21 protein-coding genes are annotated in these 23,531 nt (G+C 67.0%); 16 read left to right on the top strand and 5 right to left on the bottom strand.

Going from position 1 to position 23,531, the window contains the following annotated elements; translation table 11 throughout:
* Positions 1–242: 242 nt before the first annotated feature.
* Both ACE026_RS00255 and ACE026_RS00250 read left to right on the top strand, forming a co-directional pair.
* Complete coding sequence (locus ACE026_RS00255; protein ID WP_486036941.1) at positions 243–1,163, top strand: energy transducer TonB; 921 nt, start codon at positions 243–245, stop codon at positions 1,161–1,163.
* 31 nt (positions 1,164–1,194) lie between these two features.
* Positions 1,195–1,887: a hypothetical protein gene (locus ACE026_RS00250; protein ID WP_486036939.1), complete on the top strand. Its 693-nt coding sequence runs from the start codon at positions 1,195–1,197 to the stop codon at positions 1,885–1,887.
* Between the two features lie 145 nt (positions 1,888–2,032).
* Here ACE026_RS00250 and ACE026_RS00245 read toward each other — a convergent pair whose 3' ends face one another.
* On the bottom strand, positions 2,033–3,052 hold the full coding sequence (locus tag ACE026_RS00245) for a histone (protein ID WP_486036937.1): 1,020 nt from the start codon (positions 3,050–3,052) through the stop codon (positions 2,033–2,035).
* Positions 3,053–3,609: 557 nt separating this feature from the next.
* On the opposite strand from ACE026_RS00245, the gene ACE026_RS00240 reads away from it, so the two are divergent.
* The 9 genes from ACE026_RS00240 (at position 3,610) to ACE026_RS00200 (ending at position 11,717) form a co-directional block, all read left to right on the top strand.
* A complete protein-coding gene (locus ACE026_RS00240; protein ID WP_313219918.1) occupies positions 3,610–5,037 on the top strand; it encodes a Do family serine endopeptidase in 1,428 nt (475 codons plus the stop codon).
* A 111-nt stretch (positions 5,038–5,148) separates the two neighbouring features.
* Complete coding sequence (locus ACE026_RS00235; RefSeq protein WP_019185548.1) at positions 5,149–5,514, top strand: hypothetical protein; 366 nt, start codon at positions 5,149–5,151, stop codon at positions 5,512–5,514.
* Between the two features lie 8 nt (positions 5,515–5,522).
* The gene (locus ACE026_RS00230; protein WP_183073834.1) at positions 5,523–6,023 is read left to right on the top strand and encodes a phage holin family protein; all 501 of its coding nucleotides are present in this window, start codon (positions 5,523–5,525) and stop codon (positions 6,021–6,023) included.
* Positions 6,020–6,499 carry a protein sip-5 gene (locus ACE026_RS00225; RefSeq protein WP_486036934.1) on the top strand — a complete coding sequence of 160 codons (480 nt, stop codon included), beginning with the start codon at positions 6,020–6,022 and terminating at the stop codon, positions 6,497–6,499. Before ACE026_RS00230 ends, ACE026_RS00225 begins: the two co-directional genes overlap by 4 nt.
* Positions 6,500–6,635: 136 nt before the next feature.
* Positions 6,636–7,727, top strand: a complete 1,092-nt coding sequence (locus tag ACE026_RS00220) for an AI-2E family transporter (protein ID WP_486036932.1) — start codon at positions 6,636–6,638, stop codon at positions 7,725–7,727.
* Between the two features lie 46 nt (positions 7,728–7,773).
* Complete coding sequence (locus ACE026_RS00215; RefSeq protein WP_123731158.1) at positions 7,774–8,484, top strand: HAD family hydrolase; 711 nt, start codon at positions 7,774–7,776, stop codon at positions 8,482–8,484.
* 28 nt (positions 8,485–8,512) lie between these two features.
* Complete coding sequence (locus tag ACE026_RS00210; protein ID WP_486036930.1) at positions 8,513–9,880, top strand: leucyl aminopeptidase family protein; 1,368 nt, start codon at positions 8,513–8,515, stop codon at positions 9,878–9,880.
* Between the two features lie 167 nt (positions 9,881–10,047).
* Positions 10,048–11,160, top strand: coding sequence for a catalase family peroxidase (locus tag ACE026_RS00205; protein ID WP_486036928.1), 1,113 nt, complete (start codon positions 10,048–10,050; stop codon positions 11,158–11,160).
* A complete protein-coding gene (locus ACE026_RS00200; RefSeq protein WP_486036926.1) occupies positions 11,157–11,717 on the top strand; it encodes a cytochrome b in 561 nt (186 codons plus the stop codon). Before ACE026_RS00205 ends, ACE026_RS00200 begins: the two co-directional genes overlap by 4 nt.
* 37 nt (positions 11,718–11,754) lie before the next feature.
* Here the strand turns inward: ACE026_RS00200 and ACE026_RS00195 are convergent, their stop codons facing one another.
* Genes ACE026_RS00195 through ACE026_RS00180 form a run of 4 tightly spaced genes read right to left on the bottom strand, consistent with a single transcriptional unit; the run spans position 11,755 to position 15,262 of the window.
* The gene (locus tag ACE026_RS00195; protein WP_486036924.1) at positions 11,755–12,357 is read right to left on the bottom strand and encodes a response regulator; all 603 of its coding nucleotides are present in this window, start codon (positions 12,355–12,357) and stop codon (positions 11,755–11,757) included.
* Positions 12,354–13,589 (bottom strand): sensor histidine kinase, encoded by a 1,236-nt coding sequence (locus tag ACE026_RS00190; protein WP_486036922.1) that lies wholly within the window; start codon positions 13,587–13,589, stop codon positions 12,354–12,356. The genes ACE026_RS00195 and ACE026_RS00190 overlap by 4 nt, the downstream gene beginning before the upstream one ends.
* A 6-nt stretch (positions 13,590–13,595) precedes the next feature.
* Positions 13,596–14,366 (bottom strand): ABC transporter permease, encoded by a 771-nt coding sequence (locus tag ACE026_RS00185; RefSeq protein WP_486036920.1) that lies wholly within the window; start codon positions 14,364–14,366, stop codon positions 13,596–13,598.
* Complete coding sequence (locus tag ACE026_RS00180; protein ID WP_486036918.1) at positions 14,363–15,262, bottom strand: ABC transporter ATP-binding protein; 900 nt, start codon at positions 15,260–15,262, stop codon at positions 14,363–14,365. Before ACE026_RS00180 ends, ACE026_RS00185 begins: the two co-directional genes overlap by 4 nt.
* 205 nt (positions 15,263–15,467) lie before the next feature.
* Here ACE026_RS00180 and ACE026_RS00175 point away from each other — a divergent pair, with 205 nt between their 5' ends.
* The 5 genes from ACE026_RS00175 (at position 15,468) to ACE026_RS00155 (ending at position 23,310) form a co-directional block, all read left to right on the top strand.
* Positions 15,468–16,703 carry an efflux RND transporter periplasmic adaptor subunit gene (locus tag ACE026_RS00175; protein WP_486036916.1) on the top strand — a complete coding sequence of 412 codons (1,236 nt, stop codon included), beginning with the start codon at positions 15,468–15,470 and terminating at the stop codon, positions 16,701–16,703.
* A gap of 167 nt (positions 16,704–16,870) precedes the next feature.
* Positions 16,871–17,560 carry an ABC transporter ATP-binding protein gene (locus ACE026_RS00170; protein WP_486036914.1) on the top strand — a complete coding sequence of 230 codons (690 nt, stop codon included), beginning with the start codon at positions 16,871–16,873 and terminating at the stop codon, positions 17,558–17,560.
* 14 nt (positions 17,561–17,574) lie between these two features.
* On the top strand, positions 17,575–18,735 hold the full coding sequence (locus ACE026_RS00165) for an ABC transporter permease (protein ID WP_486036912.1): 1,161 nt from the start codon (positions 17,575–17,577) through the stop codon (positions 18,733–18,735).
* Positions 18,736–18,745: 10 nt separating this feature from the next.
* Entirely contained in the window at positions 18,746–20,056 is a 1,311-nt protein-coding gene (locus ACE026_RS00160) for an ABC transporter permease (protein ID WP_486036910.1), read from the top strand.
* A gap of 431 nt (positions 20,057–20,487) precedes the next feature.
* Positions 20,488–23,310, top strand: a complete 2,823-nt coding sequence (locus ACE026_RS00155) for a TonB-dependent receptor plug domain-containing protein (protein WP_486036909.1) — start codon at positions 20,488–20,490, stop codon at positions 23,308–23,310.
* The last annotated feature ends 221 nt before the right edge of the window (positions 23,311–23,531 follow it).

Below are 23,531 nucleotides of genomic sequence, written 5' to 3'. Positions count from 1 at the left end.
TGACGCCGCCGCTCGCGGGCCCGGTTGCGGCCCCGGCGGCGGCCGTACCGCCGCCCCCGATTCCTGCGGCACCCTCGCCAGCGGCGCCGGCAGAGGTGGAATCAGCGCCTCCACCCGCCCCTGCGGCACCGCAGCCCTCATCTCCGCAAGCGCCACCCGCACCGGGACCCAAGCGCTCGGCCAAGCCCCCTGCGCCTGCAGCGCCGATCTCACCTGCGCCCGTTCATCGACCGCGCTCACGCGTGCCGCTGGTGCTGGTCTGCCTGGTACTGGGCGGGGTGTTCTGGACGATCTTCCTGCGCGATCGAGGTGCGCCGCCAACCGTGCCGGCCGGCCGCATCGAGCAGCATCGTGCGGCTGTGGAGTCATGCCTCGCGCGCGCAGACCTGGCCTGTGCGCGCATCGCCTTGCTGGACATGCAACGCGAGCTGCCGGGTGACGAAAACTGGCGCGACCTGCAGGTGCGGGTGACCGCATTGGAAACCAACCTTGCCAAGCAGGCCGAACCAGCGCGCCCCACCCGCGCCACTGCACCGGCACCGGCGCCGACCGAGGCGCCCGAACCGGTATACACCCAGATTGCGCAGACGCCACCGGCACCTGCAGCGGTCCCGGACCGGGCCGCACAGGTAGATGCGGCATCGCGCGAGCGCGCTCCCGTACGCTATCCGCCGGAGGCAATACGTGCGGGTGCACGCGGCAACGTTCTGCTTACCATCGAGGTTGCCGAAGACGGCACTGCAACGGCCATCTCGGTGACACGTACCAGTCGGGAGCGGTCACTTGACCGTGCTGCGCTGGAAGCCGCGCGTCGCTGGCGTTATCTGCCAGCCATCCGGGATGGCCGCGCGTATGCCAGCGCGATGCAGCTGGAGGTGAACTTCAGCCCGGACGCGGGTAACGCCTCAGACATGGCCGACCTGCGCCAACCTGACAACAGCTACCCGCCCAAAGCGCCGACGATCGCGCCGCCGGCAGCAGCGCCGGAGGCCGGCTTGCTGAGCAAGGCCCGGGTTGAGCTGCAGCAAGGCCGTTACGACGTCGCGGTGGCCTTGGGCGAATCGGCGCTGCAGGTCAATCCCGATTCAGCAGCTGCCCGCTCGCTCATCCGCCAGGCAAAGGCAGAGCGCGACCGTGTCATGCGCGAAACCACCATTGAATGATGCCCGCCCCACTTCCCACCAGGTGTTGACCATGAAAAAGGAATATTTCGCCCCCGCCTCGCTCGGCAAGGTGCTGTTGATCGGCCTCGCTACCGCCGGCACGCTTACCGGTTGCACCACGGGCAATCAGATGACCCGGTCGGACTGGGGCAAGTGCCTGGGCGCGATCGCGCTGGGCACCGGTGCTGGCGCGCTGGTCAACGGAGAGAAGGGTGCCTATGTCGGCGCCGCGGCGGGCATCGCCGCCTGCTTCGTGATCAACGCACAAAGCCGCCGCACCCGCAGTGCGGCCCAGGTGGAGTCGGACTACCGGTCGCGTTACTCGCAGCTGCCGGAGTCCGCCGAGGTCGTGCATTACCAGACCAGCCTTCCCGGCAACAGCGTACGGCGTGGTGAACCGCTGAAGATCGTATCCAACATCGAAGCGGTCAGTGGCCGCCAGCAGCCGATCCGCGAGGTCAAGGAACAGATCCGGATTTACGAACCCGGCCAGTCCGAGCCGTTCAAGACCGGTGAGAAGATCGCCAGCGAGAGTTCAGGCAGCGGTGCATACGAGAACACCTTCACGGTGACCTTCCCGTCCAACATGCCTCAGGGTCGCTACAGCATCCAGACCGACGTGTTCGTCAATGGCGAACGGCTGGACAAGGGCAGCAACCAGATCCAGGTGGTCTATGACGGCGAGCGCCTGATGCGCGAGTTCGCCGCGATCGCGGCGCGCTGATGATGCCGGGGTGCCCCTCCGGGCGCCCTGTTTCCTTCTGAGGGACGACCAGCCCGGCCACGTGCCGGGTTCGGCGATGAACGCATCGCATGGCATCCCACCATGCCGCTCCCGCCCTCAGGCAGGAGCAGCACGTTACAACGTCTTACTTGCGGGCGCGCTTGGCCGGTGCCTTGCGGGCAACCGGCTTGGCGGCAGCACGCTTGGCCGGGGCGGCCTTGCGGGCCGGAGCCTTCTTCGCCGGGGCCTTCTTGGCCACAGCCTTCTTGGCGGTTGCAACCTTCTTGCCGACGGTCTTCTTGGCCGCTGCGGTCTTCTTGGTCACGGCCTTCTTGGCGGTGGCGACCTTCTTGCCGACCGACTTGCGGGCGACGGCGGTCTTCTTGCCGGCCACCTTCTTGGCTGCTGCGGTCTTCTTGGTCACGGCCTTCTTGGCGGTCGCCGACTTCTTGGCAACAGCCTTCTTGGCGGTGGCGACCTTCTTGCCGACGGTCTTCTTGGCGACGGCGGTCTTCTTGCCGGCCACCTTCTTGGCCGCTGCGGTCTTCTTGGTCACGGCCTTCTTGGCGGTCGCCGACTTCTTGGCAACAGCGGTCTTGGCAGCGGCGACCTTCTTGCCGACGGTCTTCTTGGCAGCAGCGGTCTTCTTGGTCACGGCCTTCTTGACGGTCGCGGTCTTCTTGGCGACAGCCTTCTTGGCGGTGGCGACCTTCTTGGTCACGGTCTTCTTGGCAGCAGCGGCCTTCTTGGTCACGGCCTTCTTGGCGGTCGTGGCCTTCTTGCCGGCAGCCTTGGTGATCTTGGTCACGGCCTTTTCAGCGGCGGCCTTCTTCTTGGCGACCTGCTTCTTGATGGCGGTGGCTTCGGCCTTGGCGTTCTTCTTGGCCGCTTCCAGCTTCTGCTTGGCGGTGGCCAGGGTCTTGCCGACCGACTTGGCAGCCTTGTCAGCCTTCTTGGCGACGGTCTTCTCGACCTTGGTCACGGCCTTCTTGACCTTGGCGACCTGGGTGGTGGCAGCCTTGCGTGCGCGCTTGGCGGTCTTCTTCACCGAAGCCACTGCATCTTCCGCAACGTGTGCGATGGTCTCGCCCACATTGGTGGCGGTTTCTTTTGCATCTTCGACGGTCTGCGAGAGAACCGTGGTCACACCATTACCGTTGCTCATTGAGTGCCTCCTAAGGGGCCTGGTTAGTCAAATCGCTGGCGATGCTATACCGGCGCGGTCCATCGTGGAACGGTCTTGATGCGATGCTCGTGCCAAGCCGACAGTAGCACCCTCATGGGCGGCAGCAAGCAACACACCGGTCACGTGCACGAAACCCCTTGAAAACAGCAGTGGCGTTCCAGCGCGCGGCACGCGCGATGTATCTCGATGCGCATGTCGGCTGCATGCAATGAGCCGATGATTGGTCGTCGCACTTGATCCATTCCCTGCCCTCGCACCCGGCATTTGCGCTGGTTTCGATGACGCGGATGCGCCCTGCAGGCGCACGGCCAGCGTTCCTTTGGTCGTCGCCGAACGCACCACACCGCCCTCCTTCGCACCTCGCCACCGGCCCATATCGGCACCGCCATCCGTGCCCAGGCAAGGTCACCGGAAGGCCGGCGACGTGGCGAATTTCATCCCGGGTTTAGCCGATTGCGGACACACTCATTCAGGTTGAATTACCGTATACGTGTTTTCCCCCTGCCCCGTCCCCTCCGACACGGAACCGCCGGACCATGCGACCGCTCCCGACCCTGCTCACGCTCGCCCTCGCTGCTGCCTTCGGCGGGTTCACCGCCACGGCCATCAACGCGCACCTGGACAATCGTGCCGAGGCGGCGCCAGCCGCGTACACGATCCCGACCACGGCGGCCCTGCCCGCAGCGGTTGCCGGCCAGGCGGTGCCGTCGCTGGCACCGATGCTGGAACGGGTGATGCCGGCCGTGGTCAGCGTCAACACCAAGCAGGTGGTGCGCGTGCGCAACCCCTACTTCAACGACCCGTTCTTCCGCCGCCTGTTCCCCGAAGTGCCGCAGGAACGCATCAACGAATCGCTGGGCTCGGGCGTCATCATCGATGCCGCCGAAGGGCTGGTGTTGACCAACCACCATGTCATCGACAATGCCGACGACGTGCAGGTGACCCTGGCCGACGGGCGGACGGTGAAGGCTGAATTCATCGGCTCCGATGCCGATACCGATGTCGCATTGATCCGCATTCCGACCGGCAACCTGACCGAGATCAAGCTCGGCGACAGCGCGCAGCTGCGCGTGGGCGACTTCGTGGTGGCGATCGGCAATCCGTTCGGTTTCAGCCAGACGGTGACCTCCGGCATCGTCTCGGCGGTGGGCCGCAGCGGCATCCGCGGGCTGGGCTACCAGAACTTCATCCAGACCGATGCCTCGATCAACCCGGGCAATTCCGGCGGTGCGCTGGTCAACCTGCAGGGGCAGCTGGTCGGCATCAATACCGCCAGTTTCAATCCGCAGGGCAGCATGGCCGGCAACATCGGCCTCGGCCTGGCGATCCCTTCCAACCTGGCGCGCGATGTAGTCGACCAACTGGTCAAACACGGCGTGGTGGTGCGTGGTACGCTCGGCATCGAGGCGCAGAACCTGACCCAGCAGATCGCGCAGGGCCTGGGCCTGACCGAGACGCGGGGCGCGCTGGTGACCCGCGTGCTGGCCGGGTCCAGTGCTGCGGCCGCCGGGCTCAAGCCGGGCGATGTGGTGGTGTCGGCCAACGGCCAGCGCGTAGACAGCGCGCAGGCGCTGCACAACGTGGAAGGCCTGCAGCCGGTGGGCAGTACGCTGACCCTGGACGTGCGCCGCGAAGGCAAGCCGCTGCAGATCAAGGCCACGCTGAAGGAACAGGCGCGCGCGGTCACCGGCGAGTCGCTCGATCCGCGCCTGGGCGGGGCCACCTTCGTGGACCTGCCTGAATCGCTCCGCCAGGCCGGTGTCAGCGGGGTATTGGTCAGTGACGTCAAACGCGGCAGCCGCGCGGCAGCCTCCGGGCTTGCGCAGGGTGACGTGATCACCGCGGCAACGGCAGGTGAGTTTGCCGACCTCGCCAGCTGGCGCGCCAACTTCCAGCAGCGCCCGGCGCAGCTGGTGCTCAGGATCATCCGTGGAAATGGCGGCGGCCAGCTGGTGATGCGCTGAACGCGGCGTCAGCCGTAACGTCGCTTACACCCGGCCGATGCTATTACCTTGTGTTCGTTGCCGTCGGATCGTCCGCGGTCACCTTCCCCATCGCACAGCAGGAGATACACGATGAGCCCCACCAATACCGAGAACCTGAAGGAACACCTGGGCGAAGCCGGCTCGCACCTGAAGTCGGCGGCCACCGCTGCCGGCGGTGCGATCAAGGGCGCCACCGGCGCTGCCGGTGATGAGCTGCGCATCGGCAAGGCCAATGTCAAGGCCGAGCTGTCCGATACCGCGCTGTCCGGCCTGGCCGCGGCCGAGTTCGGTGGTGCCGCCGCCAAGGAACAGGTCGATGCACTGATGGACAAAGGCAAGGACCTGGTCGACAGCGCCGCTGAACTGATCCGTGAGCGTCCGCTGGCCTCCTTCGGCGTGGCCTTCGCCGCGGGCTGGATCATCGCCAAGCTGGCCCGCAGCGGCGGCGACAAGTAAGCAGCGGCGTGAGCGATCAAGCCCAGTCGCCCGCCACCGGTGGCGCGGATACCCCGCCACCGGACAGCGGTGAAAAAGCACCACGCCTGGACGAGAGCATCCGCCAGGTCGGTGAGGCCGGCCGTGAGACGGTCGATTCGGCCAAGCACACGCTGCGCTCGCTGCGACGGTTGGCCTCTGCCGATTTCGCACTGGCGCGCAGTGCGTTCGGCCGGGCGCTGGCCTGGGCCGGCGTGGCGATCGTATTCGGCGCCTCGGCCTGGTTGTTGCTGGCCGGTACGCTGATCGCTCTGATGCAGCGCTGGGGCCTGTCCTGGTTCCATTCGCTGCTGATCACCTCGATCGTCAGCCTGCTCGTCACCGGTTACGCGATGTGGCGGGTCTCGTTCTTCTTCCGCCATACCGGCATGCATGCCACGCGCCGCCAGTTGTCGCGGCTGGGGCTGTATGACGAGCCCAGCGATGAAGATCCCGATGCCGACGTCGATACCACAGGGGTGAAGCGATGAACTTCGAAGCCTTGCGGCAACGCGTCCAGCGCGCCGAGCTGGTGGTGGCGGTGCGGGTGGAGAAAACCCGCAGCAGCTGGTCCACGCTCAGCACTGTCTGGCGTACCGGATGGACACCGCTGCGCATCATCACGGCGGGGCTGGCCGGCGGCTTCCTGGCCGGCAAGTTGGAGCCGACCGGTCTCGGCGCGAAAGTGCAGGGCGCACGGTGGTTGCAGATGATCGGCTCGGTCTCCAATCTGGTGGCCAGCAGCCAGGCCGCGTTCGCCTCGATGCAGGCCAGCGAAGCGGCTGACACCGCCGAGCAGGCGGCGGACAAGGTGGATGACGCCGCCGATCAGGCGCCGCGTCAGGCGGCTCCAGCTCCGGCTCAGGCAGCCGCAGCGCCACGGCTCAACCCGGAACGGCGTGCCGATCCGGCCTCGCCGCATCAGCCGCAACCGGCCGAAGCCGCCACGGACCTGTCCGAACGCTGATCGCACCGCGCTCGGACGCACTCTCCAAAGGCCCTGCGATACCCGTCGCGGGGCCTTTCTTCGTCTGCACGCCCCCCACACGCCATGCGCACCCGGCTTGCCCAATAATGACGCTCCTTTCCAGTGTGCGACCTGCATGAGCGTTCCGGTGTCCCCTTCCGCTGAAGCCGCTGTCGCACCTTCCCCGCCCCGGCCACGCGCGCCGATGTCGCTGGTGATCCTGGCCACCCTGGCGGTGGCCTTTACCTTGTGGGCGGCACAGGACGTGGTACTGCCGATCCTGCTGGCGATGTTCTTCGCCTTGGTCGGCAACCCGATCCTGCGGGTGCTGCAGAAGATCTGGATCCCCCGTTTCCTTGGTGCGGTGCTGGTGCTTGGCGTGGGCCTGAGCGGCGCTGCCGCACTGGGCGTGCAGCTGGTCGGCCCGGCGATGGAGTGGGCCCAGGAGGCACCGCAGCAGCTGCGCAAGGTGGCCCGCCAGGTACAGAACCTGACCAAGCCGGTGCAGCAGGCCAACCAGGCCGCCGAGAACTTCGCGCGGGTGGCGGGCGGCGAAGGCAGCCGGCGGGTGCAGATCGTGCGCACCCAGCTCGATGATCCGTACAAGGTGCTGACCCGTGCACCCCGGTTGGCGGCTTCGGTGCTGGCGGTGGTGCTGTTGACCCTGTTCTTCATGATCTACGGGCAAAGCCTGCAGAAGCACGCCATCGCGCTGTTCCCCAGCCGCCAGCAGCAACGGTTCACCACCGACATTCTGCGTTCGATCGAGCGCGAGGTGTCCCGCTATGTGCTGACCATCACCGTGATCAACACGCTGGTCGGCCTGGTGTTCTCCGGCATCCTGCTGCTGCTCGGCATCTCGCTGCAGGAGGCCCTGCTCTGGGGCACGGTGGCGGCGCTGCTGAACTTCGCGCCCTATGTGGGGCCGCTGATCGGCGTGGCGCTGATGCTGCTGATGGGTTTCGTGGAGTTCAGCGATCCGTTCCAGGCACTGCTGCCGGCCGCGTGCTATCTCGCCCTGCATACCGTCGAGGGCCAGGTGGTGACGCCGATCGTGCTCGGCCGCCGGATGGCGATCTCACCGCTGATCCTGATCCTGGCCCTGATGGTGTTCGGTTGGCTGTGGGGCATGATCGGTCTGCTGTTGGCGGTGCCGCTGCTGGTCTGCATCAAGCTGGTGCTGGCGCGGCTGGATGGCACCCAGGGCTGGGCCAAGCTGCTGGAATGAACCGTTCCGGGGTGCCCGCCCGGGATCGCGGGAGTAGAATGGGCGGGTGAATTTCCCCGTCCAAGCCATCACCCTCGACCTCGACGACACCTTGTGGCCGTTCGCCCCCATCGGCGCCCGCATCGACCAGGTGTTGTACGAGTGGATGCTCCAGCACAGCCCCGCCACCGCCGCGATGTACCCGGTGGCGGCGATGCGCGAACTGCGCGAGCGCTCCTTCCATGACAACCCGCACCTGCACTACGACCTCAGCGCGCTGCGCCGGTTGACGCTGAGCGAGGCGCTGGAGAAAAGCGGCGCCGATCCGGCCCTGCTGGAACCGGCCTACGAGGCGTTCTACGCCGCGCGCAACCAGGTGGAGTTCTACCCGGATGCGATGGAGGCGCTGGCCCGCATCGCCGCACGCGTGCCGGTCGCCGCCCTCAGCAACGGCAATGCCGACCTGCAGCGGATCGGCGTGTCACACCACTTCTCCTTCCAGCTCGGCTCGCGCGAGCACGGTGCGGCCAAGCCGGCCGCCAGCATCTTCCATGCCGCCTGCGACCGCCTCGGCGTCGCGCCTGCCCAGGTCCTGCACGTCGGCGACCACGCCGAGATGGACGTGGTCGGTGCGATGCAGGCCGGCCTGCGCGGCTGCTGGATCAACCGCGAAGAACACACCTGGACCCACCCTTCACTGCAGCCCGATCTGCAGTTCGACACCCTGACCGGGCTGGCCGACTGGCTGGATGCGAACGCATCCGCCCAGCACGCGTAAGCCGCCGCCCAAGGAGCACTCGAGTCCCATGTCCCAGATCAACGGTTTCACTTCCGAGACGCGCAACGCCCTGCCGCTGCACGTGATGACCCGCGAACAGTACGCCGGCTGGCGCGCGCAGCAATCCGACGCGCTGGGCGCGTGGCTGGATGCGCAGCGCTTCAACGGCAGCGGTGGCAGCGTGGTCCTGCTGCCGGGCGAGCACGGCCTGGCCGGCGCCATCGTCGGCGTGGGTGACCCGGGGGATGTCTACAGCTACGCGCATGCGCCGTTTGCGCTGCCGGAAGGCACCGTCTGGGCGCTGGCCGATGCGCTGGCACCGGAGATCGAGACCCTGCTGCAGCTCGGTTGGGGCCTGGGCAGCTACCGCTTCGCGCGGTATCGCAAACCGAACCGTGCGCCGGCCCAGCTGGCTGCCACGCTCTCGGCCGAAGTGCGCGACGTGATCGCCGCCAGCCTGCGCGTGCGCGACTGGGTCAACACCCCGACCGAGGACATGGGCCCGCAGCAGCTCGAAGACGCCGCGCGTGAACTGGCTGCCGCGCATGGCGCGCAGATCGAGGTGATCACCGGCGATGCGCTGCTGGAGCAGAACTTCCCGTCCATCCACGCGGTGGGCCGCGCCTCGCATCGCGCGCCGCGCCTGATCGTGCTGCGCTGGGGCAACCCCGGCCAGCCGCATGTGGCGCTGGTCGGCAAGGGCGTGTGCTTCGATACCGGCGGGCTGGACATCAAGCCGGGCGACGGCATGCGCAACATGAAGAAGGACATGGGCGGCGCCGCGCATGCGCTCGGCCTGGCCGGGCTGATCATGGCCCAGCAGTTGCCGGTGCAGCTGACCCTGCTGATCCCGGCGGTGGAAAACGCGATCGGTCCGGATGCGTTCCGCCCGGGCGAAGTGATCGCCACCCGCAAGGGCCTGAGCATCGAGATCGACAACACCGACGCCGAAGGGCGCGTGATCCTCGCCGATGCGCTGACCTATGCCAGCGAGCAGCAGCCGGAGATCGTGCTCGATTTCGCCACCCTGACCGGCGCAGCCCGCATCGCGCTCGGCCCGGACCTGCCGGCGCTGTTCAGCAACGATGACACCCTGGCCCAGCAGTGGCTGCAGGCCGGTGAATCGGTACGCGATCCGGTCTGGCGCATGCCGCTGTGGCGCCCGTACCTGCGCTACCTGCACAGCAACATCGCGGATCTGGCCAATGCCGGTTCGCGCATGGCCGGCTCGGTCACCGCCGCGCTGTACCTGGAGCGCTTCATCGCTGAAGGCCAGACCTGGGCGCATCTGGATGTGTACGCCTGGAACGATGGCGAACGCCCGGGCCGCCCGGCCGGTGGCGAAGCGCTGGCGCTGCGTTCGGCGTGGGCGATGCTCAAGACGCGCTACGCCTGAGGCACGGCCGGGTGCTGCCCGGCACGCGCTGAACCACACGATCCCCGCCCCGGCGGGGATCGTCGTTTCTGAAGAGTTGTCGAAAATGTGAATATCGGCCTGCGTCGTGTTCTGACACCATGCCCCTGTCGCCCACCCACACGCATTGTGAAGGCAGGAAACCGGACATGTCGCTCTTCGGCTCTACCCGCGCTGGTCGCGAACCGGGCGGCCCACGCCCTCCCTCACCGTTGCTGTGGATCGCGCTGATCGCCCTGATCGCCGGGGGCCTGGTGCTGGCCTTTGCCTGGCTGGCCGGCTGGATCGGCCGCGACCGCGTCACCGCGCAGACCTTCACCGATGCCATCGAGGCGACCGGCCCCCCGCAGCCCGGCTTCCGCCGCGCGCATACCAAGGGTGTCTGCGTCAGCGGTGTGTTCCAGGGCACACCGGAAGGCGCGGCGCTGAGTTCGGCACGCGTGTTCCGGCAGCGCCAGGTACCGGTATTGGGCCGCCTCTCGATCGGCGGCGGCGACCCGCACGGCGCGGACAACAAGGCCCGCGTGCGCAGCATGGCGCTGCAGCTGGTCAGCGACGATGGCCAGGAATGGCGCATGGCGATGAACAGCTTCCCGTTCTTCGCGGTGCCCACCGCCGAGGCCTTCCTGGAACAGACCCGCGCCGGCACGCCGGACCCGGCCACCGGTAAACCGGACCCGGCAAAGATGGCCGCCGTGCTGGAAAAGTATCCGTCCGCGCGGGCCTTCCAGCAGTGGGCCAAGACCGCCCCCTGGTCGAACAGCTGGGCCAACACCGCCTACAACGGCGTCAACAGCTTCCGCTTCAACGCGGCCGACGGCAGCCACCGCTTCGTGCGCTGGAGCATGCGACCGCAGGCGCCCTTCGAGGACATGACACCGGAACAGCGCGCGCAGTCCGACGATGATTTCCTCAGTGAGGAGTTCGCGCAGCGGCTGGCGCAGGGCCCGGTGCGCTGGGACATGTGGGTGACGATCGCCAACGACGGTGACCCGATCAATGATCCCTCCCAGGTGTGGCCGGAGGACCGCCGCCAGGTGAAGGCCGGCACGCTGACCCTGAGCAGTATGCAGCCGCAGGCCACCGGCGCCTGCCGCGACCTCAACTACGATCCGCTGATCCTGCCCAGCGGCGTGGCAGGCACGGATGACCCGATCCTGGCCGCACGCTCGGCGGTGTATTCGCAATCGTTCAATCGCCGCGAGCGCGAGATCGCCAGCGGCAAAGCACCCGCCGCGACGGGCAAGGAAGGTGCGCGATGAACCGTGATGCCGGCCATTTCAATCTCCTCGCACGCGTCCTGCACTGGCTGATGGCGGCGATGATCCTGATCATGCTGTTCGTCGGCGTGACCATGGTCGCGTCGCTGCACTGGCGGCCGATGCTGATCGATCTGCATCGGCCACTCGGTATCGCGATCCTGCTGCTGGTGCTGGTGCGCCTGTACAACCGCCTGCGTCATCGCCCGCCGCCGCTGCCGGCCGACCTGCCCGCCTGGCAGGCCGCGGCCGCACATGCCTCGCACTGGGTGCTGTACGGGCTGATGCTGGCCATGCCGCTGGTGGGCTGGGGCATGCTCTCTGCCGGCGGCTACCCGATCGTGATGGGGGCCGGCGTGCACCTGCCGGCGATCCTGCCGCACAACCCGGCGCTGTACGCGGCGCTGCGCAATGCGCACAGCCTGCTGGCCTATGTGCTGTTCGCCACGGTGGTGATGCATCTGTCAGCCGCGCTGTTCCACCTGTGGGTGCGCCGCGATGGCGTGTTCCAGGCGATGGCGAAGGGGCCGGAGAAAGAGCGCAACGACGATGCCGGATAAATCAGGCTGCCTGGCAGCCTGGTAGCCACCGACCGCGTTACAACCAGCCCTTCTGCCGCGCCAGCCGATACGCTTCGATGCGGTTGGCCACGCCGAGCTTGCCGATGCACTCGGACAGGTAGTTGCGCACCGTGCCGTGCGAGAGGCCGAGCTGGGTGGCGATCTCGCTGGCCGAGCGGCCGTCGCCAGACAGGCGCAGCACCTGACGCTCGCGGTCGTTGAGCGGATCGGCCTGCGACCACGCATCCAGCGCCAGCTGCGGATCGATCGCGCGGCCGCCGTGCTGCACCTGGCGCAGTGCATCGGCCAGGCGCTCGGCCGGGGCGTCTTTGAGCAGGTAGCCGCAGACGCCGGCATCCAGCGCACGGCGCAGGAAACCCGAGCGCGCAAAGGTGGTGACGATCACCACCTTGATCGGCAGCCCCTGGCGTGCGATCCGCTGCGCCAGCTCCAGCCCGGACAGGCCGGGCATTTCGATATCGGTGACCAGGATGTCCGGCTGCAGCTGCTGCAGCATCCGCCACGCGGCCTCGCCGTCGGCCGCACTGCCCAGCACCTCGATGTCCTGTTCCAGCCCCAGCAGCGCTGACAACGCGCCACGCACCATCGCCTGGTCTTCGGCGAGCACGATGCGGATCATGATGCGTCCCCGGCAGGCAACGACGGCACTGTCGGCACCTCCACCGGCGTCACCACGGCGGTGGTCGCGGCCGGTAAGGTGACCCGCACCGTCACGCAGGTGCCCTCCCCTTTTGCCGACTGCAGCGCCAGGGTGCCACGCAGTGCAGCGACGCGTTCGCGCATGCCGGTCAACCCGTTCCCATCAACGTGGACGCCGCCGCGCCCGTCATCACGGATCTGCATCAACAGACTGCGCCCGTCCTGTTCGAAGGTGATCCACGCCTGCCGCGCCTGTGCGTGGCGGGCGACATTGGTCACCGCCTCGCGCAGCACCAGCGACAGCGCACGCTCGGTATCGACCGGCATCGGCGGCGGCGGCGCGTAGTGCAGATGCACATGCTGGTACTCCAGCAGCAACCGGGCCGAAGCCAGTTCGGCCGCCAGATCGCTGGCGCGGATACCGGTGACCGCGCTGCGCACTTCGGCCAGCGCCTGCCGCGCGATCGTTTCAGCCTCATCTACTTCGCGGCGCGAGCCGGCTGGATCGCGGTCGGCCAGCTTGCGCGAGAGCTCCAGCTTCAAGGTGATCAAGGACAGCGTATGCCCGAGCAGATCGTGCAGATCGCGGCCGATGCGCTCGCGTTCGGCCGTCGCCGCCAGCCGGCGCACTTCATCCTGGGACAGCTGCAGCGCTGCATCCTGTTCATGGCTCGCGGTTTCGAAATTGACCACCAGGCTGATGATCATCGCCATGCTCGGGATCCAGATCAGCGCCTGCCACGGATAGTGGGCCAACAGACCCACCACCACGAACAACGCGTTCAACCCCACCAGCTGCAGCAGATAGCGCCCATAGCCACTGCGGCGCGAGACGCGCAGGGTGACACAGCCGAAAATGAAGTAGCTCACCGCCGAGGGGTACCACGCCAACGGCACCAGCCCCAGCACCACCATCGACAGCGCATAGCGCGGTGCGTGGCACCGCGGTGCGAGCAGCACACCAGCGTACAGGACCAGGAACACCGGATAGGTCAGCAGGGTCAGCGCCGCCCAGCGCCACGTGTAACCACCGCCGAACAATGGCGTCAGGAACACCCACAGCGTCCACAGCAGGTGGATCGCATCGACCCAAGGCGATCTGCCGCGCCGCAGGTTCTCGGCCACGGCCGAGTCCGGCGCAGGGCGCAACAGGGAGGCGAGCCGACTGGAGGACACGGACGATTCCAAGGCAGAACGAACAGGCGCGATCATGCCACTTCAGCCGATCCGCCGCAGGCGGCGCCGTGCCAGCCCAAGCGCCGTGACGGTGATGCCGAGCAGCACGGCCACATGCACCCCGGCACTGCCCTGCGCCGGCTGACCGACCGCCGGCAATGCCAGCTGGGCCAGATGCCAGGTCGGCCACAGCGGCGCCATGGCGCTGAACAGCGGTGGCAGCATCGACAGTGGCAGCCACAACCCGGACAACAACGCCAACGGCAGATAGACCAGGTTGACCACCGCCGGGGCCGCGTTGGCGCTGACATGACTGCCGATCAACAGGCCGATCGCGCCCAGCGGCAGCGCCGCGAACGCCGCCACCGCCAGCAGATGAAGCGCGGCCCAAGGGGTGACATACACGCCGGCGCCCATCGCCACCGCAATGAGCAGCATCGCCACCAGCACCGCGAACAGGACGGCCATCAACAGACGCGCGAGCAGGGGGGCCATCGGTGGCATCGGCAGTGCACGTTTGAGCGTGAGCAGGCCGCCTTCGCGGTCCAGCGCCAACTGCACGCCGAAGCCGAACAGCGCCGGCGCCATCGCACCGAACACGCAGTAGGTGGCCAGCAGATAGATCGAGGCCTGGCCACGGCCGAGCAGCACACCGAACAAGGAATAGAACAACACCGGGAACAGCAGCGACGGCAGCACGAAACCCGGGTAGCGCCAGGCACGACGTAGTTCGCACACGATCTCGGCGCGGTAGATCGGCCACGCGGGTGCGCGGGCGGGAGTAACAGCGGCAGCTGCGATCACGGTGTTCATGCGGCCTCCCGGGTCAGTTCAACGAAGGCGTCGGCCAGGCCGCCGCCATGCACTTCCAGTTCCTGCAGCTGCGGATCTTCGGCGAGCAGGCGCGCGACCACCGGCTCGGCCGGCTCAGCCAGCAGCTGCAGGCGCAGGCCATCGCGGACCACCTCGCGCACGCCGGGCCAGGTCTTCAACGCCTCCACCTCCAGTGCACTGCGGCAGCGGATGCGGCGCGGCGCCAACTGCTGGCGGAACTGCGCCAGTGGACCATCTGCCAACACGCGGCCCTGTTCGATGACCACCACGCGCTGGGCCAGCGCTTCGGCTTCTTCCAGGTAATGGGTCGTGAGCAGGACACCGCACCCCTCGGCCGCCAGCTGCCGGATCGCCTGCCAGAGCTGCTGGCGCGCCTGGATGTCCAGACCGGTGGTCGGCTCATCGAGGAACAGCAACTGCGGCCGCCCGCAGACCGCGATGGCGAACTGCACGCGGCGCTGCTGGCCGCCGGACAGCTTCCCATAGCGACGCCGGGCAAGATCGGTCAGCCCGGCCAGCGCAAGACAGTCCTCCAGCGAGCGCGGATCGACATCGCAGGTGCGCGCCAGATCGATCAGCTCCCCCACCTGCAGCAGCGGCGGCAACGCGGTGGCCTGCAGCATCACCCCGATACCGCCGCGACGGTCCCGCTCCTGCGGGTCGCCGCCAAGCAGTTCGATCCGGCCCGCATCGGCCCGGCGCAGGCCCAGCAGCAGCGAAATGGCCGTGCTCTTGCCGGCACCATTACGGCCGAGCAGGGCCAGCACTTCACCGCGGTGCAGCGAGAAACTCACGCCCTGCAGGGCGGCGACATCACCGTAGTGGACCTGGACGTTGTGCAGACTGGCCAGGGGCGAGGCAGTGGGTTCGGTCATGACGGACTCCCGGAGAGGACAGCCACAGCTTCTGCCGCTGGCCGCGGCCGCCCCAGTGGCCGTCGTCAGCCCATGCAGGTGACAGCTGTCACTGCCGCCGCCGCAGGCTGCCGGGCATGCTGTGCACCACCCCGGCCACGGTGCCGGTTTGCCCCCCGGCCGCCGATGCGGTCACACTCGGCCCGATTCCCCGTCCAGAATCACGATGAACGCATCCGCTGAACTGCTCAAGGAACTCCGCATCGACCGCAAGGCCGGTTCGCCGCCCCCGTCGCCCTCGCGACGTGGCCGCTGGATCGTGCTGGCGATCGTCCTTCTCATTGTGCTGGCCGGCCTGGCCTGGTTCGTGCTCGGCCGCGAGCGCCCGATCGCCGTGACCACCGCGCCCGTGGTGGCGATCCAGCAGGGCGGCGCCCGCAGCTCGGTGCTCGACGCCAGCGGCTACGTGGTCGCCCGGCGCATGGCCACCGTCTCGGCCAAGATCACCGGCAAGGTCCGGGAGGTGATGATCGAGGAAGGCATGCGCGTGGAAGAGGGCCAGGTGATGGCCACACTCGACCCGATCGATGCCAACGCCCAGCGCAGCCTCTCCGCCTCGCAGCTCGAGGCCGCGCGCAGCCAGCTGGCCGGTCTGCAGGCTCAGGTCGCCCAGGCCGATGCCGAAGCGGGCCGCCTGCAGGCACTGGTCGGCCAGCAGCTGGTCTCGCGCTCGCAGTACGACCTGGCCATCGCCCAGCGCGACAACCTCCGCGCCCAGCTCAGAACCGCCCAACGCAACACCACCGTGGCCAGCGATTCGCTGGCGATCGCCGACCTCGGCGTGGACAACAACATCGTGCGCGCGCCGTTCTCCGGCGTGGTCACCGCCAAGGCCGCGCAGCCGGGCGAGATCGTCTCGCCGCTGTCGGCGGGCGGCGGTTTCACCCGGACCGGCATCGGCACCATCGTGGACATGGATTCGCTGGAGATCGAAGTCGAGGTCGGCGAATCCTTCATCGGCCGCGTGCAGCCGAAGATGCCGGTCGAAGCCACCCTCAATGCCTACCCGGACTGGAAGATTCCGGCCGAGGTGATCGCGATCATCCCCACCGCCGACCGCGGCAAGGCCACCGTGAAAGTGCGCGTGGCGCTGAAAACAAAGGACCCGCGCATCGTTCCCGAGATGGGCGTGCGGGTCAGCTTCCTGGAAAGTGCCCCGCCTGCAGAAGCTGCCAAACCGCAGGGCGTACGCGTACCGGCTTCTGCGATCGTGGAGCGCGGGCAGAAGACCGTCGCCTTCGTGGTCAAGGACGATGCGCGGGTGGAACAGCGCGCGATAACCGTGGGCACCACGCTCAACAACGACCGTCAGGTCACCCAGGGCCTGAGTGCCGGAGAGGTCGTGGTGACCACACCACCGGCCGAGCTGCACGACGGCAGCAAGGTCACCGAAACCCCCTGACGGGGCAAGAACTGCAGTACGCGAGCCACGCTGATGCTCGCGGCAAGTGCGATTCCCTCGTGCCGTCACGGCGCGCACGGTGGCGGCTGGCCGTCACCGCGGAAGCCCGGCGGCCCTCGCCCGGGCGCGCCGGATGCGCTTTCTTCCCGATCCACGGAGAACCACCCATGTCCACCCTGGTTTCGCTCCGCAACATCACCAAGACCTACCAGCGCGGCCCCGAGAAGGTGCAGGTGCTGCACGGCATCGACCTGGACATCCAGGCGGGCGATTTCGTCGCGTTGATGGGCCCATCCGGCTCGGGCAAGACGACCCTGCTGAATCTGATCGGTGGGTTGGATACGCCCACCGCCGGCGAGATCGAGATCGAAGGCGAGCGCATCGACCGCATGAGCGGCGGCCAGCTCTCGACCTGGCGCAGCCACCACGTCGGCTTCGTGTTCCAGTTCTACAACCTGATGCCGATGCTGACCGCCCAGAAGAACGTGGAGCTGCCGCTGCTGCTCACGCACCTGGGCGCAGCGCAGCGCAAGCGCAACGCCGAGATCGCGCTGACCCTGGTCGGCCTGGCCGACCGCCGCAGCCACCGCCCGAATGAACTCTCCGGTGGCCAGCAGCAGCGCGTGGCGATCGCCCGTGCGATCGTTTCCGACCCGACCTTCCTGATCTGCGATGAGCCCACCGGTGACCTGGACCGCCAGTCCGCCGAGGAGATCCTGGGGCTGCTGCAGCAGCTCAACCGCGAACACGGCAAGACCATCATCATGGTCACCCATGATCCCAAGGCCGCCGGGTACGCCACGCACACGGTGCATCTGGACAAGGGCGAACTGGCCGATGCGCCAGCGGCCCACTGACGGAGGATGCGGCGATGAAATATTTCTCGCTGGTCTGGGCACAGCTGTTCCGCAGCAAGACCCGCACCCTGCTGACGTTGTTGTCGGTGGTGGCGGCCTTCCTGCTGTTCGGCATGCTCGATTCGGTCCGGGTGGCGTTCAACTCCGGCGGTGACACCATCGAAGGCGCCAAGCGGCTGGTGGTCTCCTCCAAGCTCTCGATCACCCAGAGCCTGCCCCTGCGGCTGCTGCGCGATATCGAAGCCACCCCGGGCGTGCGCAAGGTCAACTACGCCATGTGGTTCGGCGGCATCTACCAGGACCAGAAGAACTTCTTCCCGAGCTTCTCGGTCTCGGACAACTACATGGACCTGTACCCGGAGTTCGAGCTGCCGCCCGAGCAGGCCGAGGCATTCAAGAACACCCGCACCGGTGCACTGGTCGGTGAAACCCTGGCCAAGCGTTTCGGCTGGAAGGTGGGCGACACCATTCCGATGCAGGCCACGATCTTCCCGCGCAAGGGCAGCAACGACTGGCCGCTGGAACTGAGCGGCATCTTCCGCGCCAAGGACCGCAACAACGCCGGTGCGGAGAACCAGATGATGCTGCACTGGAGCTACTTCGATGAATCCAACGACTACATCAAGAACCAGGTCAGCTTCTACACCGTGCAGCTGGAGAACCCCGCGCACGCCTCACGCGTGGCGCAGGCGATCGATGCGCTGTCGTTGAACTCCGATCACGAAACCAAGTCGCAGACCGAGGCCTCGTTCTCGCAGGCCTTCGCCAAGCAGTTCGCCGATATCGGCCTGATCGTCACCGGCATCATGGCCGCGGTGTTCTTCACCCTGGTGCTGCTGACCGGCAACACCATGGCCCAGGCCGTGCGCGAGCGCATCCCGGAGCTGGCGATCCTCAAGACACTGGGCTTCAAGGACGGCACCGTGCTGATGCTGGTGATGGTCGAGTCGGTGCTGCTGATCGTGCTCGGCGGGCTGATCGGCATGGGCCTGGCCTCGATTGTGATGCCGGTGATCAGCGCCAGCAGCCAGGGCATGATCAGCCTGCCCGGCGTGCCGGCGCAGACGTGGGTGATGGCGCTATGCCTGATGGCGGTGATCGGGATCGTGGTGGGCCTGCTGCCGGCATTGCGCGCGCAGCGGTTGAAGATCGTCGATGCACTGGCCGGGCGCTGAGGAGACCACCATGAAAACGCACTGGATGTGGAACGTATTGACCGTGGTGGCGCTGCTGGTCGCCCTGGTGGTGTGGATCGTGCTGCCGTGGTGGATGGTGCTGGCGATCGCCGTGCTGCTGGCCGCGTGGCTGGTGCTTACCCGCAGTGGCCGGCTGTCGCTGGCTGCCGCGCGGATCGGCATTGCCAGCCTGCCGCAGCGCTGGGGTGCCTCCTCGGTGATCGTGGTCGGCATCGCCGGCGTGGTCGGCGTGCTGGTGGCGATGCTGGCCATGGGCGATGGCTTCAAGGCCACCCTGGAGCGCAGCGGCAGCGATGACGTGGCGATCGTGCTGCGCGGTGGCTCGCAGGCGGAAACCAACTCGGTGATCATGCGCGACCAGGTCCCGCTGATCGAGAACCTGCCCGGCGTGGCCCGCGGCAGCGACGGCAAGCCGCTGATCTCCGCCGAGCTGTCGCAGGTGATCAGCCTGCTCTCGCGCAGCGACCACAGCGATACCAACGTGCAGTTCCGCGGCGTCGGCGAGCAGGCGTGGGCCGTGCGCGAAAACGTGCGCATCATCGCCGGCCGCAGGTTCAAACCGGGCCTGCGCGAGATCGTGGTCGGCAAGGGCGCGCAGGCGCAGTTCGAGGGCCTGGAGATCGGCAAGACCCTGCAGCTGGGCAAGCAGGAATGGACGGTGGTAGGCGTGTTCGCCTCCAATGACGTGCATGAGTCGGAGCTGTGGTCGGACACGCAGACGTTGTCCACCACCTACAACCGCAGTGCGTATCAGTCGGTCAACGTGCGCACCGAAGGGGCGGCGGGCTTCAAACAGTTCAAGGACGCCATGGAGGCCGACCCGCGCCTGAAGCTGGATGTGGAGACCACCCGCGACTACTACCGCAAGCAGTCCGGCGGCCTGAGCAAACTGATCAGCATCCTGGGCACGGTGATCGGCGCGATCATGGCGATCGGCGCGGTGTTTGGTGCGCTCAACACCATGTATGCGGCGGTGGCCACGCGTGCCCGCGAGATCGCGACGATGCGGGCGATCGGCTTCCGCGGCGTGCCAGTGGTGACCGCGGTGATGCTGGAGACGATGCTGCTGGCCCTGCTCGGCGGCCTGCTCGGTGGGCTGGTGGCGTGGCTGGTGTTCAACAACTACACCGTCTCCACGCTGGGCAATAACTTCAGCCAGGTGGTGTTCCAGTTCCAGGTCTCGCCGCAGCTGCTGTGGACAGGCCTGAAATGGGCGCTCGGCATCGGTTTGGTGGGCGGCCTGTTCCCGGCGTTGCGCGCGGCAAGGTTGCCGATCACCACGGCGTTGCGCGAGACCTGAGCGATACGTTTGAAGAACGCGCGTGCGCGTGATCGCGCACGCGAAATAGCAACTCCGGAACCGCACTTGCAAGAGTGCGGTTCTTTTTTTGTGCGTGCGTGTTCACTACACGTTTAGCTGCCGAGCGCGCAGCTGTACGCCCGCTGCGACGGCACGTCGCATCCCCTCAAGTTGCTTCGCACCTCGCCGCTATTGCTGCCTCGGCCCCGCGCGAGGGCGCTGTTTTGTGCGCACCGTACGACGATGTGAAAAAGGTTTCGTCTGAATGCGTGGTTTTGTCAGCCATCGTTCATTTACAGCGCTTTTTACGCTTTCAAATGAAAGTAAAAAATTTGAAAAGTCATTAGACTCCCGCCCCCCACGTCGTGGTGTGTTGTTCCCCACGCCGCCCGAACGGGCGAATGTTTTTACAGAGAAAGAGAAACGCACGGATGTATTTGAAGACCAATCCGCTGCGCAACGCGATCGCTATCGCGCTTGTCGCCAGCTGCAGTGCCCCCGCCTTCGCACAGAGTGCCGATGACGGCACCACCAACCTGGATCGCATCGAGATCACCGGCTCGCGCATCCGCCAGGCCAGTGTCGAATCGGCCCAGCCGGTCGTCGCGCTGAACCGCGCCGAGATCGAGAAGAAGGGCTACGTCAACGTCGCCGACATCCTGCAGGACGTCACCGCCGCCGGTTCGCCGAGCATGAGCCGTGCCTCCTCGCTGGAATCGGGTCGCGACTTCGGCGGCATGTATGTGAGCCTGCGCAACCTGGGCCCGGAACGCAGCCTGGTGCTGATCGACGGCCGCCGCATGGGCGTCAGCGCCGGCGGTTACTCCGATCTGGCCTCGATCCCGTCCTCGATCGTGGAGCGCGTGGAAGTGCTGACCGACGGTGCCTCGGCCCTGTACGGCTCGGACGCCATCGCCGGTGTGGTCAACATCATCACCCGCAAGAACTTCGACGGTGCCGAAGTCAGCGCCTACGTCGGCCAGTACAGCGAAGGCGACGGCCAGAAGACCGCCTACAGCGCGACCTTCGGCAAGACCTTCGACCGTGGCTGGGTCACCGTGGGTGGCGAGTACACCGACGAAGATCCTGTCCTGGGCGGCGCACGTGAGTTCACCGCGTACCCGAACGGCCCGCGCCACACCGGCGACGGCCTGAGCGGCGTCACCCCGTGGGGCTACGCGACCGTGGATGGCAGGAACCTGAGCGTGGGCCCGGGCGGCGATCCGACCCAGCTGGGCAATTTCAAGCCGGCGGACAAGGCCAACGACGCCAACACCAAGACCAACATGAGCCTGGTCACCGGGCTGCAGCGCAAGTCGGTGTTCGCCAACGGTGGCTTCTCGATCACCGATGACCTGCGTCTGGTCGCCGATGCGCTGTACAGCGAGCGCGAGTCCAGCAAGCAGCTGGCCGGCTATCCGTACCAGAGCACCGGTTCGCGTGCGCTGCTCTCCAAGGACAGCGCGTTCAACCCGTTCGGTCGTGACGTTGCCTTCGCGCACCGCACCGAAGAGCTGCCGCGCGGCACCGAGAACAACCTGACCACCAAGCGCGCCAGCCTGGGCCTGGAAGGCAGCTTCGAGACCGGTTCGCGGTACTGGGACTGGAACGTCAGCTACATGTACAACCGCAATGAAGGCGAGCGCATCGGCACGGGCAGCATGTACCAGCCGAACGTGAACCAGTCGGTCGGCCCGTCGTTCCTGGATGCCAACAACGTCGCCCATTGCGGCAGCGTCGGCAACGTGATCGCCGGCTGCACCCCGTGGAACCCGCTGGCCCCGATGGGCTATACCGGCCCGGGCTCGCTGAGCAACCAGGACGTGCAGGACTTCCTGTTCACCCGCTTCACCGACACGATGCAGAGCACCACCAAGGTGGCCAGCGCGAACATCTCCGGCTCGCTGTTCAGCCTGCCGGCCGGTGACATCCTGGGTGCGCTGGGTGTCGAGCACCGCAGTGAAGAAGCCAGCTACTCGCCGGACCTGATGGTCCAGAAGGGCCAGATCGCCGGCACCACCGGCCAGCCGACCCAGGGCGATTACTCGCTCAACGAGGTCTACCTGGAACTGCAGGTCCCGCTGCTGGCCGACATGGCCTTCGCGCGTGAACTGTCGCTGGACATGGCCGGTCGCTATTCGGACTACAACAACTTCGGCTCGACCACGAACACCAAGTTCGGCCTGAAGTGGAAGCCGATCGACAGCCTGCTGGTGCGCGCCACCTACGGCACCGGCTTCCGTGCACCGACCGTGGAAGATCTGTACGGCGGCACCACCAGCACGCGCGATTCGTACACCGATCCGTGCGACACCAGCTTCGGCGCGGCCGCCAACAACCCGCAGGTCCTGGCACGCTGCCTGGCCAACGGTGTCCCGGCCAACTTCCGCCAGCTCGCCGCTGACGGCACCGCCGCGACGGTACCGGGCCAGCAGGGTGGCACGGACTTCAGCTCGGGCTCCAACCCGGAACTGAAGCCGGAAACCGCCAAGACCTGGACCGTGGGCGTCGTCTACAGCCCGGAGTTCGTCTCGGGTCTGGACCTGAGCCTGGACTGGTGGAAGATCCGCATCAACGACGTGATCGTCGGTGAGTCGGCCACGGACATGCTCAACCAGTGCTACGTGCTGGGTGTGGATGCCGCATGCGACCGCTTCACCCGTGCCAAGTCGGGCCGCACCATCGGTCAGGTCAACGGTCTGGACCGCACGCTGCTCAACGCGGGCTACCAGGAAACCGCCGGCTATGACATCGCGGTGCGTTACCGCCTGCCGGAGCTGGCGATCGGCAAGTTCGCGGTCTCCTGGAACACCACGTACGTGGATTACCTGGAGCGCAAGAACGACAACGTCGACACCACGCCGGTGCGTCAGTACACGGGCTGGGAAGGCAACTTCCGCGTGCGTTCGAACCTCAATCTGGACTATCAGTACGGCAACTTCGGCCTGGGCTGGACGGCGCGTTACTACTCCAGCATGAAGGAGAACTGTGCGTACACGACCGAGTGCAGCAATCCGGGCTTCAGTTCTGCGTACACGGGCCGCCAGGGCGTCAACAAGGTGGGTTCGAACACGTTCCACGATATCCAGGTGCGTTATGTGCTGCCGTGGAATGGCACGGTCTCGATGGGCGTGAACAATGTGTTCGACCATCAGGGTCCGATCATGTACAGCCAGCCGAACAGCAGTTTCACGTACTACGGTGGGTTCGATATCGGCCGCTATATGTACATGAAGTATCAGCAGCGTTTCTGATCGGGTTCGCCTGATCACCCTTTTCTGATCCGCGGCTTACTCTCTCCAAGCCGCTGAGTGGAAGTAAGACGGCGCCTTCGGGCGCCGTCTTTTTTTTTGATCTCGCGAGACTGCGGGAGGTGTGAATTGAGACGCAACAGCAGAGCAACAGCGCAAAAGCGCGTAGGGCTGCGGTCGCGCTGGTTGGGGCGGGGGGGGGGGGGGGGGGGGGGGGGGGGGGG

The sequence above is a fragment of the Stenotrophomonas sp. AGC87 genome, assembly GCF_057333975.1.
This window is presented reverse-complemented; position numbering and strand designations above follow the sequence as displayed.